The sequence below is a fragment of the Nocardia glycosmidis genome, from assembly GCF_052545115.1.
This window is the reverse complement of the sequence record NZ_JBQWRH010000009.1, coordinates 162,918-178,435: the sequence shown is the minus strand read 5'-3', so window position 1 is coordinate 178,435 and position 15,518 is coordinate 162,918. Positions and strand designations below refer to the sequence as shown.

The following is a 15,518-nucleotide window of genomic DNA, read 5'->3' as shown; positions in this document are numbered from 1 at the left end:
GCCGGAACCGAATCCATCGAGCCCGGAATTCGGTGCGCGCACGCGATAGTCACCTTGCTGGTATCGCACCGTCGGTGCTCGCCTAGCGGAAGGCTCCGCGTCGGCAATTCTGCCGATGCGGAGCCTTCTTGCGCACTCCTACTCTGTGGTGTCCGCTCATCGGGGGCGGTGACTGCGGTCCGGCGACACGGACGCGGAGTTGGGGACGTGCGCCGGAGTGCCGGGCAGATTGCCGTGCGATTCGGCGATCCATGCCGCGATTTGTGTCCGTGAGGTGAATTCGAGCTTGGTCAGGATGTGTTCGACATGGCCTTGCGCGGTGCGCGGTGAGATCACCAAGCGGGCGGCGATCTCCTTGTTGGTCAGTCCTTCGGCGATCAGTTCGGCGACCTCATGTTCGCGTTCGGTCAGCTTGCCGCTAGTGGCGGACGTCGGTTCGGAGTTCACCTTTTTGCCCAGGGCGTAGGCGACGGCGTCGTCGAAACCGAGCGCGGCGCCCTCCCGTTGAGCCGCGGCGAAGCTCCGCTCACTCAACGCCTGTCGCGTCCGGTGTTCGTACTCGTCCTGGTAGGTCTGCAGGTCCGGAAACATCACGGACGGAATGCCCACCGACTGGCCGATCCGCTCCGCGGCGGCGGTCAACACAACTGCCCGCTCGGCGTTCTGTTCCTCGGCGGCGATCCACGCCAGTGATCGCAGGCTCATGCTGGCGTTCATGCGATCCGAGATCAGGCGGCTCGTTGTCAGCGATTGCTGGAGAAGTTGATTCGCCCGGGCGCGATCGCCGCGCCGCCAGGCCAAAATAGCCAGCACCCAAAGAAAATACGACCGAAATCCCGATTCTCCCCGCGTCTCGGTAATCGCAAGCCCATGCTCATAGCATTCGGCTGCTTTCTCGGCGTTGTCGAGCAGCACGTACGTAAACCCGAGGACGCCCATGGCCAGAAAATAGTAGATGATTTCCGCCTGTTCGGTGTACGCAGGGGGGGCTTTTTCGAGATAAGGGCGCGCTTCTGAAGGATTGCCACGAAACAGCGCGAGAAGTCCGTCGGCAAGGTCGAGATGCGCCCGGGACAAGGTGCAGGTGGTGTGATCGATGCGCTGGCGCCATTCAGCTAGTGGAGCGGCCATCGCCTCGACGTCGCCTTGCATCCCAGCCATGTAGACACCCAGGCCGAGCATCGCGGCCCAGTCGGAGGTGGCGTGCTCCGTTCGGCAGGCCAGGAATCGGTCGAACCAGTGGCGGCCCTCGGCGAGCGAACCGTGCGAGTGCCAGAAGGCAAAGAGATTGGTGGCGATAATGACTCCCGAATCGGGACTGTCGGACACACAGAATTCGAGTGCTTCGCGCAGATTCGGCAGTTCCTGATCGAATCGGATCAGCCATGGGGGCTCCCGCGCGCTGATCCAGTCGGCTTTTGCGTCGAGTGCCAGGCGTTCGTACCAGCTGCGGTGGCGGCGGCGAAGTTCGAGATATTCGTCGGTAGTCGGCAGTTTCTCGAGGCCGTAATCGCGAACGGTGTCGAGCATTCTGAATCGGACCGCGGTCTTCGACGCTTCCCGGGTCAGGATCGATTTTTCGACGAGACAGGTCACGGTGTCCAGCAGGTCGTCTGCCGGGAAGTCATCGCCGCAGACGTATTGCGCGGCTTCGAGATCGAAGCTACCGGCGAATACCGATAGTTGGGCCCACGCTCGTTGTTCGGGGGGTGTGCACAGTTCGTAGCTCCAGTCGATACACACGCGCAAAGTCTGTTGCCGGGATGGAGCACTTCTACTGCCGCGGGTCAGTAGTGCGAACCGATCGGTCAATCGGTCCAGGATCTGTTCCGGGGACATCGCCCGCAACCGGGCCGCAGCCAGCTCGATCGGTAGTGGCAGGCCGTCGAGCCGCTGACATATTCGGGCGATGGTGACCTTGTTGTCTTCGGTGATCTCGAAGCCCGCGACCGCGGCGGCGCCCCGTTCGGCGAACAGTTTCATCGCGTCGTTGCGGGGCACACCTCGAGGTAGCCGGTCGGGATCGGGGATTGCGAGCGGGTATATCGGCAGTACCGCTTCTCCACTGATCCCGATCGGTTCTCGGCTGGTCGCGAGAATTCGTAACTCAGGGCACGAGCGAAGTAGCGATTCGGCGAGGTCGGCCACTGTGGCGACCATCTGCTCGCAATTGTCCAGCACGAGTAACAGTTTCTTGGGGGCAAGGAACTCGACGAGTGCATCCCGCAACAGCCTCGGCGAGTGGTCCCGTATTCCGAGTGAGCGGGCCACCACTTCGGTAAACAGTGACTCGTCGCGCAAGTTTGCTAGTTCCACGAAAGTCACGCCGTCGGGAAAATCGCTCTGCACACCGGTGGCGACCCGCATCGCCAAACGGGTTTTGCCGACCCCGCCGATACCGGTCAACGTCACCAATCGCGACGTCGACAACAAGTTCCGCGTTTCGGTCAGTTCCGCGCGTCGGCCCACGAAACTGGTCAGCTCCAGCGGAGGCCGACCTGTTCGGCCCGAATCCGCGGGCGGCCGCCCGGACGGGCTGCTCGCGCGTGACGGGCGCTGTGCCGAGGAAGGTTGCGCCAGTGCCTGCGACGTGCCTGCTGGCCCCGCTTCGGAAGCCGTGTGCAGGGCCATCTCATCGAGCGGGTAACCGTGGTGAAGTTGCGCTGCCCGAAGTTGCCGCCCCAGCGCAGCAGCGGTGGGGCGATCAGCCGGATCAGTGGCCATCGCGGATTCGATGATGGCGCTGACATCCTCGGGGATGCCATGCTCACGCGGGTCGGGTACGGGTTCGGCGGTGATCCTGAGGAATTGGGCCACCAGTTGTTCACCGCTGCGGCGTTCGAACGCGGCGTGCCCGGTGACCGCGGCGAACAACGTCGCACCCAAACCGTAGACATCCGTGGCAGCACGTGGCGGCTCACCAGCCACTATTTCCGGGGCGGTGAACGCGGGAGTGCCGGTCAACATCCCGGTGCCGGTGACGAACCCGCCCGCGATATGGGCGATACCGAAATCTGCCAACGCGGGCTCGCCGTAGTCGTTGAACAGGATGTTCGCCGGTTTGATGTCGCGGTGCAGGACGCCGAGGCGGTGTGCGGATTCGAGGGCGCCGGCGATTTTGACGCCGAGGCGTAGTGCGTCTTGGAGGGGGAGGGGGCCGTGGTTGCGGATGCGTACGTCGAGGGAGCCGTGGGGGTAGTAGGGCATGACGATGAAGGGGCGGCCGTTGTCGGTGACGCCGGCTTCGAGGACGTTGACGATGTTGGGGTGTCCGGTGAGTCTGCCTGCGGCGCGTTGTTCGCGGAGGAATCGTGCGCGGTTGTCGTCGTCGAGGTCGGCGGTGAGGATTTTGACGGCGACGACGCGGTCGAGGGTGGTTTGGGTGCAGCGGTAGACGGCGCCGAAGCCGCCGCGGCCGATTTCTTCGGCGTCGCCGAATCCGGCCGTTGCCAGTTCCGCGGCTACCGAAGCGGTCACGTCGCGTTGCGTCGTGAATGGATCGAACTCGGGCATCGGTTACACCGACTCAGCCCATCCACGCCATGGCCGAAAACTACCACTGCTCATTTCTCCATCATGTACCCAAGATTGTCGCCGGTCGACCCACGACAATCTTGGGCTGTTGACCACAGCCGCACTCAGGGCCGCCGGTCGCAGCCGCCGAGCGGGCTGATCCACAGGCCGTGCGGTGTGCCGAGTATGTTCACCGTCGCCTCCGCATGATCCGCCACACGAGCACCGCGGCTGTCACCGCAGCGAGGGCGGCCGGGATCGGGTGCGCGCGCAACGTCTCGGCGGCGTGCTTGCCACGCGTGAACACTGCCGGTACGGGCGGCGCCGTCGCAACTCGGTGCGCCAGATCCTCGGCGCTTGTCCTGACCTGCGCGGCTGTGCCCGCGACCGCGTGCGCCGCTTCGGACGCCGCGTGCTTTGTCGCCTCGACGTCGTCGTGCGCCTTCTCCTTGATCCGTGTGGCAACGATCCGTGCGGCGACGTCGCGCCTGTGACCCAGCTCGCCGACCGCCCTGCCGATTTCGTCGCGAGCGCGTCGAAGCGCTGCGGCGTCGCCGACGTGCGGCCTGCTGTCGCTCATCGTTATCTCCTGTTCTCGATGACCTCATATCCTTGTCCACTCCGTCGACCGCCTCCCGTCGGTGTCGGCGGAGCACAGGCGGGCTCAATCTCGGCCGAGCGCCTTCTCCAGCTGGCCCTTGGTCATCTTCGAGCGGCCCTCGATATTGCGCTTCTTCGCCTCGTTGTACAGCTGGTCCCTGGTGGGGCCTTTCGGCCCGCTGCGCCCCGAGCGCTGACCGCCGCGCTGCTGCGGCGATTTGTCGCGAATCGAGGTCCGGCTCGCGGTCTTGGTCTTCCCCTCCTGCGCCCGGTTCTTGTTCACCGTGCGCGCGGCGACTTCCTTCGCGCGCTCCATACTCGCGCCGCGGCTCTTCGCCGAGTCCTTGACGTGCTCGTACTGTCGCTCTTCCTTTGCTGTCCATTCTTCGGGCATGGCGTACCTCCTGCATGCCGCCTACCCGCGCGCGGTCATTCCAATCGGACGGCCTGTACACCCGCGTTTCGGCGCTGTGGGAGGTGGGCGACCGAAGGTCCCCCGACACGGGATGCGCCGCCGGAGGATTACGAGGTCGCACGATAGCCGCAGCTTCATACCTGGCCGCTGGGGCGGTCGTGACGCTCACATTCACGTCGAGGCGCACGGGCAGCGACGACGACCATGATCGGCGCCGCAGCCACCGCGAATCGCGGCGAATATATTGCGGCGCATAGATTGCGGTGAATACCTCGCGGCAAAAATAGCCGAGAATCCAATCCACGAGGCGGCGCGCCGCGAAGTCAAGGCATGCGGGTTGGCATAACGCAGGGCAGCCGACGCCATGGCAGGAGACCCCGCGCCCGCGGTTCGTCGCCACCGATATATCGGGTTCGCGAGGTAGCCGCGCGGGCGCGGCCGGCCGATCCGGCCGCCGCGGGAGACGATGGAGCCGCTCCTCGGTCCTTGCCGAAGGTCAGCCATCGAATGTGCGAATCGCCGGCGCGTCTGCCGCTCGTTCGGCAGGCGCCCGTGGGGGTGCGTGTCCGGGATCGAATGCCTGCCCCGCATCCGGTTCGCCGTGTCAGCGCGGTCGTCGGCTACGACGTCCCGGCGCCCCACGCGCGGACGCGCCTGCTGCCTGTGGTGGCACGACGCCGCGTCGCCGGGCACGAAGGTGGCGGGTCATGACCGATATCGAGCAGACCCGCACAGACCTGCTCGACCTGGCTTATCCCTACGCGATGGACGCGGTGGCCGAGATCGAGCGCCGGCACATCGAAAACCGGGTGGCGAACACCGATTCCGGTACTGCGGCGGACTTCGCCGCCGCAGTGCACCGGGTGCGGGAGACCCTGGCGGCCATGAGCGCGCTCGACGCGGTGAATCCGCCGCCGGCGCTGGAGCCGAAGATCCTCCGGGCGATCGACGAATCATGTGCGGGCGGGCGCTCCGGGCGACGGCACGGTGCCCGTTCGATGTCCGGCCGGCTGTCGCCCCGGTCGGTGTTCCGGCGCCTGCCGCGGGTGGTTCGGCTGGCGATCGCCGCCGTGCTGATCGTCGGGTCCGGGGTCGGCACAGTGGTGATCGCCGAGCGGTTCACGGGTCTTCACGCCGCGCCGGTAACCGCCGAACAGATACTCGGGCAAGCGGATTCGCGGTCCCAGGTGGTGAAGCTGGCAGTCGGCGGCACGCTCACGGTGAGCACGTCGGACGGTCTCCGCATGGCGGTGGTGACCTTCGACGCGGTGCCCGCGCCGCCACCGGGACGGGCCTATCAGCTCTGGGTGGTGTCCCCCGTCGGTGCTGTGCGCTCGGCGGGACTGCTGACCACGGTGCCATCGGCCGGGGTGTCGACCCGATTCGATGCGGCGGATGCCTTCGTTGTCACGATCGAGCCCGCGAAGGGTTCGCCGCACCCCACGTCGCCGTGCATAGCCACGGTCCTGCTCGGCTGAAGACCCCGATCCAGCGGAGACCCCGATCCAGCCGTGCGTGGCACCCTCGTGCAGCTGACCATGCGGCACCGGGAACTCATGGTCGGCCGCAACCCTCGAGGGTCGCGCGCGCCACCTCCTCGACGACGTCGTCGATCTCATTGCGCGTCCGCAGCGCCCGCAGTTGCCGGAGCGCGCCGTTGCCGCGGGCGAGCAGGCGGGCGAACGCCCCCTCGACGAACTCGCCGTCGCCCGCCTCGTCGAGCGCGGGAGTCACGTAGTCGATCAGGCGGCGCAGCAGGGTGGGGACGGGGGCCACCTGGCCGTCCTGCGGGTCGACACCGTCCCCGGCCAGTCCCGAACGCGCCGCCTTCCAATACGCGGCGCGCAACACCTCGGCGGGGACCGCGGGTGCGGCGTGACCCTCGGCCAAGGACTTTCGCGCCGTAACGACGATCGCGCGTACCAGCGCGGCCAGCAGCGCGGTTTCCTCGACGGTGGCGGGGATATCGCTGACGCGGACCTCGACGGTGGGAAACGAGACGGACGGGCGGACGTCCCAGTAGACCATCTGCTTGTCCAGGATGCTGCCGCTGTTGAGCATCATCGCGACCATCGCCTCGTACTCGCGCGCGGACTCGAAATACGGCGGCGGTCCGGCGCTGGGCCAGCGTCGCCACAGGATGCTGCGCCAACTGGCGAATCCGGTCTCGGTGCCCCGGTAGATCGCCGAGTTCGCCGTCATCGCCAGCAATTGCGGTAGCCACGGGCGCAGATAGTTGCTCACCTGGATCGCGGTCTCGGTGTCGGGGATGCCGATGTGCACGTGACATCCCGACAATCCCTGCTCATGCGCGAGCAGACCGAAATTCTCTTCGATGCGCTGATAACGCGGTGTCTCCGTAACCGGGAATTCGTGCGGCACGGTCGGCGGGATGCCTACCGCGAGCAAACGCGCGTCGTTCTGCTCGGCGCACGAGGAGATACCGCTGCGCAGCTCGCGCAGCTGGCGGTGCAGTGCGGCGATATCGGTGTGCACTGTGGTGCTGACCTCCACCTGGCAGCGAGTCAGTTCCAGTTGCAGGTTGATGCCGATGTCCTCGGCGGTACGCGCCACCTCTACGTTGCGTGCCAGCGGCGCGCCGATATGCCGGTCGACCAGCAAGAACTCCTCTTCCACACCGACGGTCGCGCGGCCACAGTCCATGTGGGTGACATACCCCGGGGCGGGATGGCTAGTCGACGGATCGCCGACGAACTTGCCTGTGGTCGTGCGCACACCGGCTGGTCGGGGCGAGTCGGGGTTTGAACGGCGTCGCGGCGGAAACTGCCGACGACGGGGAGTTGTATCGATAGGAGGCATCGGATGTTTCGGACCGTTCTACGTCTTGTCGTGACAGCCGGTCCCGCCCTCGCGGTCGCCGGGACAGGTGCGGGGCTCGCCGCCGCGGTACCGACGCTGTCGGCGGATACCCGGGAAGACGGCACCATCGCGGTGGGCAGCCAACCGGCGTCCGAGATCTGGACCTGTGCACTGGTCGGATCGGGCGAGGAAGCCGGCATGCGGGTGGACATCGCCCGGAACGGCGAGAGTCGCGGCGGGTTCGCCGAGGGCAGCACCGTCGTCGCCGCCTGCGCCGGGCCGCAGTGGCCGGTGGTGGCTGTGACCACCGGGGTCACGTCGCTCGAGGATGCGGACTGAGCTCATCGGCCCCGCATCGTGCCCGACGGAGTTCGCCTCGAACTCGACACCGCCGCGCTGCCCTGTCGTTCGCAATGACGACCGCGGCGGGTTCCAGGTCACAATCGGATACGTAGGCGCGCGGGGGAGAGCGATTCCTCGCGACGGATTCCGATCGGCGGTGGTTCCGATAGCGAGGTCCGGCGGCCGGCGCCGGCCGCTACCCGATCGCCGGCGCGGAGCAGCGCGTAGACGGAATCCGGCGTCCATCGGCGCTCGGCACCCGGGCGGGTGGCGAGATAGCCTGCGATCGTCCGGATAGACCAGCCGTGCGCGGCGCGCAGCCCCGCCGCCAGGTACCGCAGGTACGCCGCGGCGGGCGGGTTGCCGGGAACATCGCGGTATCGCCAGGGTGCGGTGAAACTCAGCACCGGCTTACTGTCGAAGGTTCCTGCGCAGACCAGCGTCTCGTATCGGCCGGGGCCGAGAGTGGTTGTGCCCCGGTCGATCACCTCGGTGAGGTCGAGTTGCGCACCGGGAGCGCGGTACATCTCCTGGGCCACGATGTCGCAGAACTGCGTGGTTGTGACCAGGTGGGCGTGCACGGCGATCTTGCCTGGACAATCCGGGTCGTAGTAGGCGCGCCCGCCGGTCCAGGTCAGCGATTCGGTGGCGAAGTGCAGCAGGCCGGGCAGCAGCAGGGGGACCGAGCGAAGCGGATCGGCGTGGTCGCGGCATCCGGGCAGGGTCAACGCTGCGCCATCGGGTCGCCCACCCCGCAGGTAGGTGCGCAGCCTGGTCAGGCTCATGTTCGAGCCGTAGGCGGCATACCAGACCAGCTCTGGAGCCCGGCTGCGCCGGTCGGCGCCAGTATGCGCCCGAGGCGTCACAGCGCCGGCGGTGAGATCGGTGTACCACGCCGTCATGACACCCATTGTCGACTTTTCGCGGTGCCGTGCCCACCGACGATCGCAACCGTATGCCCGGTAGCGCTCGCAGATATCGTGCGCAAACTGACGATTTCCCGGGTGCATCGGATTGCACCCCGAACGCGACCCGTCGTCGCACAGGCGCTCTCCCACGCTGGTGGAACAGCTCTCGGCCGCGTCAGCGCCTGACTGATCACCGCTATCGGGTCCACGCCGACCCGGCCGCGACCACGCAGCGGGCGGACACCGCCCCCTGCTCTTCGGCCGCATCCTCGTCACCGTGCTGGGTGTCTCGGTCGGCAATTCGCGAACGGCCGACGGGACCGGACAGCGAGGTCCGCTATTCCGATTCCATGACGTTTTCTTCCATGACATTTTCGTATACCTGGCCCGCGTCGCGGACCTTGGTCGCGAGAAAACGCAGCCGCTCAGGGGTGAGGTAGCCCCCGCGAAACGCGGTCTGGTCCAGCTCGGCCGCGACTTGGTCGAGCGCCAGCCGAGCAAACCGGGTCTGATCAGCCATGCTCAGGTTTTACCAGCGTTTGCCGACAAATCCCGCCACCTGGCGCGGTGCGGGCGCAAACCGATGGCCAGAACGATCAGGAATCGAGAAGCGCTGGTCACCGGGGCGTAGCTAACGTTCTCGCCACTGAGATCCGCACGGCAACTCGCCGGGGCGCGGGTTGCTCGTAGTCGGTTGGTCGTAGTCGAAGGAGGATGCAATGAACTGGAACGAACGGGTACGGCGACTGCACGGGTGGCTGGGGATGCTCTTGACAGTGACCGTCATCATCACCGTTGTCGCCGTGGCGCTACGCGGTCCCGCTTGGGTGTCCTACCTGCCGCTGCTCCCGCTCGTATTGCTCCTGTTCTCCGGTGTCTATTTACTTGTGGTGCCGTATGCCATCGCGCGGCGCGACCGGCCAGCCGGGGGTACCTCATCCCGGCCGGCCGTCGTGGCTCGGAGTCGCTTGTCCGCACCGCGGGCCCGGCAGCTGCATCGCTGGTCAGCCATTGTTCTGATCGTGACCATGCTCGCCACTGTCGTGGCCTTGGCGCAAGCGGAGCCCGTCGTCTGGGTTTCCTACCTACCGCTGCTGCCGCTCGCGTTGCTCCTGATTTCCGGCCTCTACATGTTCGTACTGCCCTATGCCACCAAGCGGCGCGGTGTCTCTCCGGCATTGTCCGACCATTCCGCGGTCCGGGCCGCCGAATGAAGGTTGTCGCTGGTCACGTTGGCTACCGCATGCTGTCGGCATCGCGATCGATCCGAGGGCGCTGTCCTAGGCCGATTCGGCGAGTCCCGCGGAGCGCCAGATGTCCGCGAGGTCATCGAGCGGGAGCTCGAGCACCTGGCTGAGCGATACGACGGTGCCGAAAGCGGGCGAGGGGAGCCGCCCGGTTTCGATCTTGCGCAGGGTCTCCGGCGAAATTCCCGCCGCGCGGGCGACTTCCCCGAGATCGCGCTCGGCGCGCGCGCTGCGCAGGGCGGCGCCGAGGCGGCGGCCCGCATCGATCTGCGCGGGGGTCAGCGGAAGACGAACCATACGCTCAGGCTACGGCCGGTATTTAAATACCGCAAGGCGCGCGTGACTGGTATTTTAATACCGATACCGCTAGAGTTGGTATTAAAATACCAGATGGCTGGAGGATTGATGGTCGAGTTGAAGAGTCCCGCGGAAATCGCGCGGATGCGCGTGGCGGGGCGCTTTGTCGCCGACGTGCTCACCGAACTGCGTGAACGCGCACAGGTTGGGGCGAACTTGCTCGAGTTGGAGGCCTATGTCCGAGAACGCATTCGCGAGCGCGGCGCGCACTCTTGCTACTGGGACTACGCGCCGTCGTTCGGCCGCGGGGCGTTCGGTAATACCGTCTGTCTGTCGGTGAACGATGCCGTCCTGCACGGACTTCCGTTCGACTACGTGCTGCGCGACGGCGACGTGCTGAGCATGGACCTTGCCGTCGGGATCGACGGCTGGGTGGCGGATTCGGCGACCACCGTCGTCGTCGGCGCTGCCGCGTCCGAAGATCTGCGACTGGTCCGCGCCACCGAGGAGGCGCTGGCGGCAGCGATCGCGGTCGTGGTGCCGGGCAACCATATCGGCGACATCTCCGCCGCTGTCGCCGCCGTGGCACGCGCCCACGGCTACCCGGTGAACACCGAGTTCGGTGGCCACGGGCTGGGCCGAACGATGCACGAGGACCCGCATGTGCCCAACAAAGGCCGCCCGGGGCGCGGCTACCGGTTGCGCCCGGGACTCACTATCGCGATCGAACCGTGGTTCGCCCGCACGACCGACCGTATCGTCACCGACCCCGATGGCTGGACCATCCGATCGGCGGACGGCTCGCGCGCGGCTCATTCCGAACACACCGTCGCGGTCACTGCGGACGGACCGGAGGTGTTGACCAGCGCGGCCTGACCGCCCTGGCGGGCCGGAAGACCGAGTGTGTGTCGGCGTGGCCGAAGGCCGGGATGTGCCGGACGGTGGACCAGGGACACGCTGAGCCGTACGCATTCGCCGGATAGGCTCGTTCGCATGACGAATGCGCTAGAAGCCATCGCCGCGGCCGACTACGTGTCGCTGACCACGTTCCGCAAGGACGGCACTCCGGTCGCAACCGCGGTGTGGGCGGTATCGGACAACGCCAAACTGTACGTCTGGACGGTGACCGACAGCTGGAAGGTCAAGCGGCTGCGCCGCAACCCGGCGGTCACGGTGCAGCCCTGTAGCGCGACAGGCACACCGCGCGGCGACGTGATCGAAGCGACCGCGCGAATCCTCGACGCCGAAGGCACCGAAAGGGTGCGTAAACTGCTGCGGCGCAAGTACTGGCTGCTCGCCCCGCTGCTCCTCCTCGGCAGCGACCTGCGCCGCGGCAAATCCGGCACGATCGGCATCGAGATCGTCCCTGCGGCCTGACCCGCGGCTGTCGACGCCACGGCGTGCTGGTCAGGTCGCCTGGCTGACCGAGGACATGTGGAAGTCGGGAATTCGTAAGGGCGGCATGGCGGTTCGAGTGAACCAGTCTTTCCATTCGCGCGGCAGCGTGACCTCGGTACCGCCTGCTTCGCTCACCCGCCGCAACAGATCCAGCGGGCTCTCGTTGAACCGGAAGTTGTTCACCGCGGCGGTGACCGCTCCGTTCTCCACGAGATACACCCCGTCCCGGGTCAGCCCGGTGAGCAGCAGCGTCGCCGGATCGACTTCGCGGATGTACCACAGCGTCGTCAGCAGCAGACCGCGCTCGGTGCGGGCGATCATCTCGTCGATGGTCGCGTCGGAACCCCCGGTCAGCAGCAGGTTCTCGCCGGGAACCGTGGCCGGGGCGCCGAACTCGGCGGCGGTGGCGCGCGGATACACCAGCGCGGAGATCACGCCGTCGCGCAGCCAGTCGACGCGTTCGGCGGGCATCCCGTTGTCGAACACCGACATCGACTCCGATGACGCGGTGGCCGCGACGAAGGGGCGATATTCCAATCCGGGCGCGTACGGGTCGGAGTACAGCGTGAGTGGAATGTCGGTCAGGCGCTCACCGACCCGGGTGCCGCCCGCCCGCGCGAACGCTGTGTGGCCCTCCTGCGCGCCACGGCCTTCCATCGACCAGGCCAGGTAGATCATCAGATCGGCGACGGTGGACGGCGGCAGCAAAGTTTCGTAGCGGCCCGCGGGCAGTTCGACCTTGCGCTCGGCCCAATCCAGTCGCCGGGACAGCTCGGCGAGCAGCCCCGTCGCGTCCACGTCGGTGAAGTCGGTGGTCCCCACGCCGACCCACGCGCTCGACAGATCCGCGTTCGCGCCGCGTTTACCGTTGATCTCCACCGAACCGGTGGGTTGCACGAAGCGACGCCGGAGGCCGGTCGAGGTGCCCAGCCACGTGGTGTGCACCTGGTGGTGGGCGAAACCATAGAGGCGATCGGCGCGGTCGAAGCCGGTGGCCAAGTCGTGGGCGAGATCGGTGAACACCTCGATGCTGGTGGCGCCTGCCGGGGCCGCCCAGTCGTCGTCCACGGCGCCCGGCTCGAGCAGCGGCATCGCGTCCCTGGCCGGTTCGGCGGTGCGCGCGGCGTCTTCGCTCGCTCGCACTACTGCCGCGATGTCATCGGGGTCCACGCTGGAGGAGGCGATCGTGCCGACCCGCGCGAGCGTGGGACCCTCGCGGTACACCGAGATCACGGCCCAACTGCGCGCCACCGACGACCCGTTGGTGGTCATCGAGTTGCCGGCCCAGCGCAGCGATGCCTCGTGCTCGTCACGAACGATCACCATCGTCTCGTCGGCGTTCGACAGTGCGAGCGCCCGCTCCACGGTCGCGCTCGCGGGCAACAGAACGTCGGTCACTGGCCTGCCTCCGTCCGGGTGTTGAGAATGTTGACGCCGCGCACCAGGACCGATGGGCAGCCGTGGCTGACTGCGGCGACCTGGCCGGGCTGCGCTTTGCCACAGTTGAACGCACCGCCGAGCCGCCAGGTGGACCGTCCGCCGACCGCCTCCATCGCGCCCCAGAACTCGGTTGTGGTGGCCTGATAGGCGACATCGCGCAGCTGACCGTCCAGCTTGCCACCCCGAATGCGGAAGAACCGCTGACCGGTGAACTGGAAGTTGTAGCGCTGCATGTCGATCGACCACGATTTGTCGCCGACGATGTAGATGCCATCGTCCACCCGGGAGATCAGCTCCTCGGTGCTGGTGTCGCGGTCCCGGTCGGGTTGCAGCGAGACATTGGCCATCCGCTGGATCGGCACATGGTGGGCCGAGTCCGCGTACGAGCAGCCGTTGGATCGCGCCAGACCCAGCCGCGGGGCGAACACCCGGTCCAGCTGATACCCGACCAGGATGCCGTCGCGCACCAGATCCCACCGCTGTCCGGCGACACCTTCGTCGTCGTAGCCGACACTGGCCAGGCCGTGCGCTTCGGTGCGGTCGCCGGTCACGTGCATGATCGGAGTGCCGTAGCGCAGCGTGCCCAGTTTGTCCGGAGTGGCGAACGAGGTACCCGCGTAGGCGGATTCGTAGCCGATGGCGCGGTCGTACTCGGTGGCGTGGCCGATGGATTCATGGATGGTCAGCCACAGGTTGGTCGGATCGATGACGAGGTCGGTCGGCCCGGCCTGCACGCTGGGCGCCTTCACCTTCTCGGCCAGCCAGTCCGGGATCCGCGCGAGTTCGCCGTCCCAATCCTGGATTCCGTCGGCGCCGGTGACGTACTCCCACCCGCGGCCCGCCGGCGCGGCCAGCGTGCGCATCGTCTCGAATACCCCCGCCGCGGTGTCCACCGTGATGGCTTCGAGGCTCGGATGCAGCCGGACCCGCTGCTGGGTGATCGATGATCCCGCCGTATCGGCGTAGAAGGTCTGTTCCTTGACCTGGAGCAGACCTGCGGTGACATGATCGACGCCGTCGGCGTGCGACAGCCGCTGCGAATAGTCCTGCAGCACAGCGATCTTCTCGCCGGTCGGCACGGCGAACGGGTCGAGGTCGTACTCCGAAACCCAGCGCACGTCGGCATAGCGGGGCTCGGTGGCGAGCTCGACACGCTCCCGGTTGAGCGCGCGCAGCGTGGTGGCGACCGCCACCGCGGTGCGGGCCACCTCGGCGGCGAGGTCCGGCGTCAGCGCGGCGTGCGACGCGAAACCCCAAGTGCCGTCCACGATCACGCGCACCGCGAAGCCGAGTTCGGTGCTGTCGGTGACCGCCTCGACGCGGCCGTCGCGCAATCGGATCGACTGCGTCACCAACCGGTGCACCCGCAGATCGGCGTGCTCGGCGCCCGCCGACGTGGCCGCGGTGAGCGCGGCGTCGGCAAGCGCGTGCAGCGGCAAGCCGAGGAACTCGGCGTCCACGTCTCTGGAAGTCGCGATACTCACCCGAACCAACATAATGCGCACGCGGTCGCCGCGCTTGCTGCGGCCCTGGCTCGCCACCCGGCACCGCGACCCGGTCGGCCGATCAGCCGAACTGCTGCCAGCCCAGACGGATCACCATCGCGATCACCACCACCAGCAGCACGATGCGCACGAATTCGGCGCCCTTGCGCAGCGCCATCCGCGAGCCGATCACCGCGCCGAGCACATTCGCCGCGGCCATCGCGGCGCCGAGTGCCCAGAGGAGGTGACCGGTCGCTCCGAAGAAGATCAGCGCGCCGAGGTTCGAGCCGCAATTGATTACTTTCGCCATCGCCGCGGCCCGCACGAACTCGGTGCCGAGCAGGGTGGCGAAGGTGATGATCAGGAACGTTCCGGTACCGGGTCCGAGCAGACCGTCGTAGCACCCGATCAACCCGGCCGCCAGCGCCACCGTCAGCGCGACCTTGCGTCGCGTGGGCGGATGGGTGGCCAGCGTGATGCCGATCGACGGACGCGCCGTGACGAACACCGCGACACCCACCAGCACCACCATCACGATCGGGATGAACAACTCGCGGTCGATCAGGGAGACCGCGGCGGCTCCGGCCGCGGCCGCCACCGCGGCGAGCACCGCGGCGGGAACCAGTACCCGCCAGCGCATCGGTACCTTGCGCGCGAAGGTCACCACCGCGGCGCTCGTCCCGGCGACGGAGGCGAGCTTGTTGGTACCGAGCGCGGTTTGCGGCGCGATGCCGGGCGCCACCACGAACAGCGTGGGCAGGATGATCAGCCCGCCGCCGCCCACCACGGCGTCCACCCACCCTCCTGCCGTCGCCGCCGTCAACAGCACCGCCCAGTCACCGATCTCCACCCGGTCAGACAATCAGACCGCAGGCTCGGTTGCCGATTCGGTGTCGGCGTCACGCCCGCATCGGCGTCCGGGCGTCGAGCGTGTGGGCGACTACTTCGTCGCGTCCCGGGTCTTCCGGGCAGTGCACGGTCCGCGATGGCGTCCAGCGCGAAAGCCATCCGTGTCGGCCGTGGCCTGGCGGAATGCTCTAGCGCCCTGCGACCG

Annotated in this window: 15 protein-coding genes; 5 read left to right on the top strand and 10 right to left on the bottom strand. The window is 67.4% G+C overall.

Annotated features, from left to right (window positions below; translation table 11 throughout):
• Nucleotides 1-156 precede the first annotated feature (156 nt).
• From ACT86A_RS13995 to ACT86A_RS13985, 3 genes are all read right to left on the bottom strand, one after another.
• On the bottom strand, nt 157-3,513 hold the full coding sequence (locus ACT86A_RS13995; protein ID WP_445092525.1) for a protein kinase domain-containing protein: 3,357 nt from the start codon (nt 3,511-3,513) through the stop codon (nt 157-159).
• Between the two features lie 190 nt (nt 3,514-3,703).
• Nucleotides 3,704-4,093, bottom strand: a complete 390-nt coding sequence (locus ACT86A_RS13990) for a hypothetical protein (RefSeq protein ID WP_445092524.1) — start codon at nt 4,091-4,093, stop codon at nt 3,704-3,706.
• 84 nt (nt 4,094-4,177) lie between these two features.
• Nucleotides 4,178-4,507: a plasmid stabilization protein gene (locus ACT86A_RS13985; protein WP_445092523.1), complete on the bottom strand. Its 330-nt coding sequence runs from the start codon at nt 4,505-4,507 to the stop codon at nt 4,178-4,180.
• A gap of 728 nt (nt 4,508-5,235) precedes the next feature.
• On the opposite strand from ACT86A_RS13985, the gene ACT86A_RS13980 reads away from it, so the two are divergent.
• Complete coding sequence (locus ACT86A_RS13980) at nt 5,236-6,006, top strand: anti-sigma factor (protein ID WP_445092522.1); 771 nt, start codon at nt 5,236-5,238, stop codon at nt 6,004-6,006.
• Between the two features lie 76 nt (nt 6,007-6,082).
• On the opposite strand, the gene ACT86A_RS13975 is transcribed toward ACT86A_RS13980, so the two are convergent.
• Complete coding sequence (locus ACT86A_RS13975; RefSeq protein ID WP_445092583.1) at nt 6,083-7,192, bottom strand: glutamate--cysteine ligase 2; 1,110 nt, start codon at nt 7,190-7,192, stop codon at nt 6,083-6,085.
• 159 nt (nt 7,193-7,351) lie between these two features.
• Between ACT86A_RS13975 and ACT86A_RS13970 the strand changes: the two genes are divergently transcribed.
• Nucleotides 7,352-7,687 carry a hypothetical protein gene (locus tag ACT86A_RS13970; RefSeq protein WP_445092521.1) on the top strand — a complete coding sequence of 112 codons (336 nt, stop codon included), beginning with the start codon at nt 7,352-7,354 and terminating at the stop codon, nt 7,685-7,687.
• Between the two features lie 98 nt (nt 7,688-7,785).
• On the opposite strand, the gene ACT86A_RS13965 is transcribed toward ACT86A_RS13970, so the two are convergent.
• Together ACT86A_RS13965 and ACT86A_RS13960 are read right to left on the bottom strand one after the other, a co-directional pair.
• The gene (locus ACT86A_RS13965; protein ID WP_445092520.1) at nt 7,786-8,601 is read right to left on the bottom strand and encodes a histone deacetylase; all 816 of its coding nucleotides are present in this window, start codon (nt 8,599-8,601) and stop codon (nt 7,786-7,788) included.
• A 334-nt stretch (nt 8,602-8,935) separates the two neighbouring features.
• The gene (locus ACT86A_RS13960; protein WP_445092519.1) at nt 8,936-9,118 is read right to left on the bottom strand and encodes a DUF6374 family protein; all 183 of its coding nucleotides are present in this window, start codon (nt 9,116-9,118) and stop codon (nt 8,936-8,938) included.
• Nucleotides 9,119-9,317: 199 nt separating this feature from the next.
• Here ACT86A_RS13960 and ACT86A_RS13955 point away from each other — a divergent pair, with 199 nt between their 5' ends.
• Nucleotides 9,318-9,812: a hypothetical protein gene (locus ACT86A_RS13955; protein ID WP_445092518.1), complete on the top strand. Its 495-nt coding sequence runs from the start codon at nt 9,318-9,320 to the stop codon at nt 9,810-9,812.
• A gap of 66 nt (nt 9,813-9,878) precedes the next feature.
• Here the strand turns inward: ACT86A_RS13955 and ACT86A_RS13950 are convergent, their stop codons facing one another.
• A complete protein-coding gene (locus ACT86A_RS13950) occupies nt 9,879-10,142 on the bottom strand; it encodes a helix-turn-helix transcriptional regulator (protein ID WP_445092517.1) in 264 nt (87 codons plus the stop codon).
• A gap of 108 nt (nt 10,143-10,250) precedes the next feature.
• Here ACT86A_RS13950 and map point away from each other — a divergent pair, with 108 nt between their 5' ends.
• Both map and ACT86A_RS13940 read left to right on the top strand, forming a co-directional pair.
• A complete protein-coding gene (map, locus tag ACT86A_RS13945; protein ID WP_445092582.1) occupies nt 10,251-11,018 on the top strand; it encodes a type I methionyl aminopeptidase in 768 nt (255 codons plus the stop codon).
• Between the two features lie 117 nt (nt 11,019-11,135).
• Nucleotides 11,136-11,519, top strand: coding sequence for a PPOX class F420-dependent oxidoreductase (locus ACT86A_RS13940; protein WP_445092516.1), 384 nt, complete (start codon nt 11,136-11,138; stop codon nt 11,517-11,519).
• A 30-nt stretch (nt 11,520-11,549) separates the two neighbouring features.
• Here the strand turns inward: ACT86A_RS13940 and ACT86A_RS13935 are convergent, their stop codons facing one another.
• The 3 genes from ACT86A_RS13935 to ACT86A_RS13925 all read right to left on the bottom strand — a co-directional run bounded on the left by ACT86A_RS13935 (nt 11,550) and on the right by ACT86A_RS13925 (nt 15,314).
• On the bottom strand, nt 11,550-12,926 hold the full coding sequence (locus tag ACT86A_RS13935; protein ID WP_445092581.1) for a metallopeptidase TldD-related protein: 1,377 nt from the start codon (nt 12,924-12,926) through the stop codon (nt 11,550-11,552).
• A gap of 8 nt (nt 12,927-12,934) precedes the next feature.
• Nucleotides 12,935-14,476 carry a TldD/PmbA family protein gene (locus ACT86A_RS13930; protein ID WP_445092580.1) on the bottom strand — a complete coding sequence of 514 codons (1,542 nt, stop codon included), beginning with the start codon at nt 14,474-14,476 and terminating at the stop codon, nt 12,935-12,937.
• A 70-nt stretch (nt 14,477-14,546) separates the two neighbouring features.
• Nucleotides 14,547-15,314, bottom strand: coding sequence for a sulfite exporter TauE/SafE family protein (locus tag ACT86A_RS13925; RefSeq protein ID WP_445092579.1), 768 nt, complete (start codon nt 15,312-15,314; stop codon nt 14,547-14,549).
• Between the last annotated feature and the right edge of the window lie 204 nt (nt 15,315-15,518).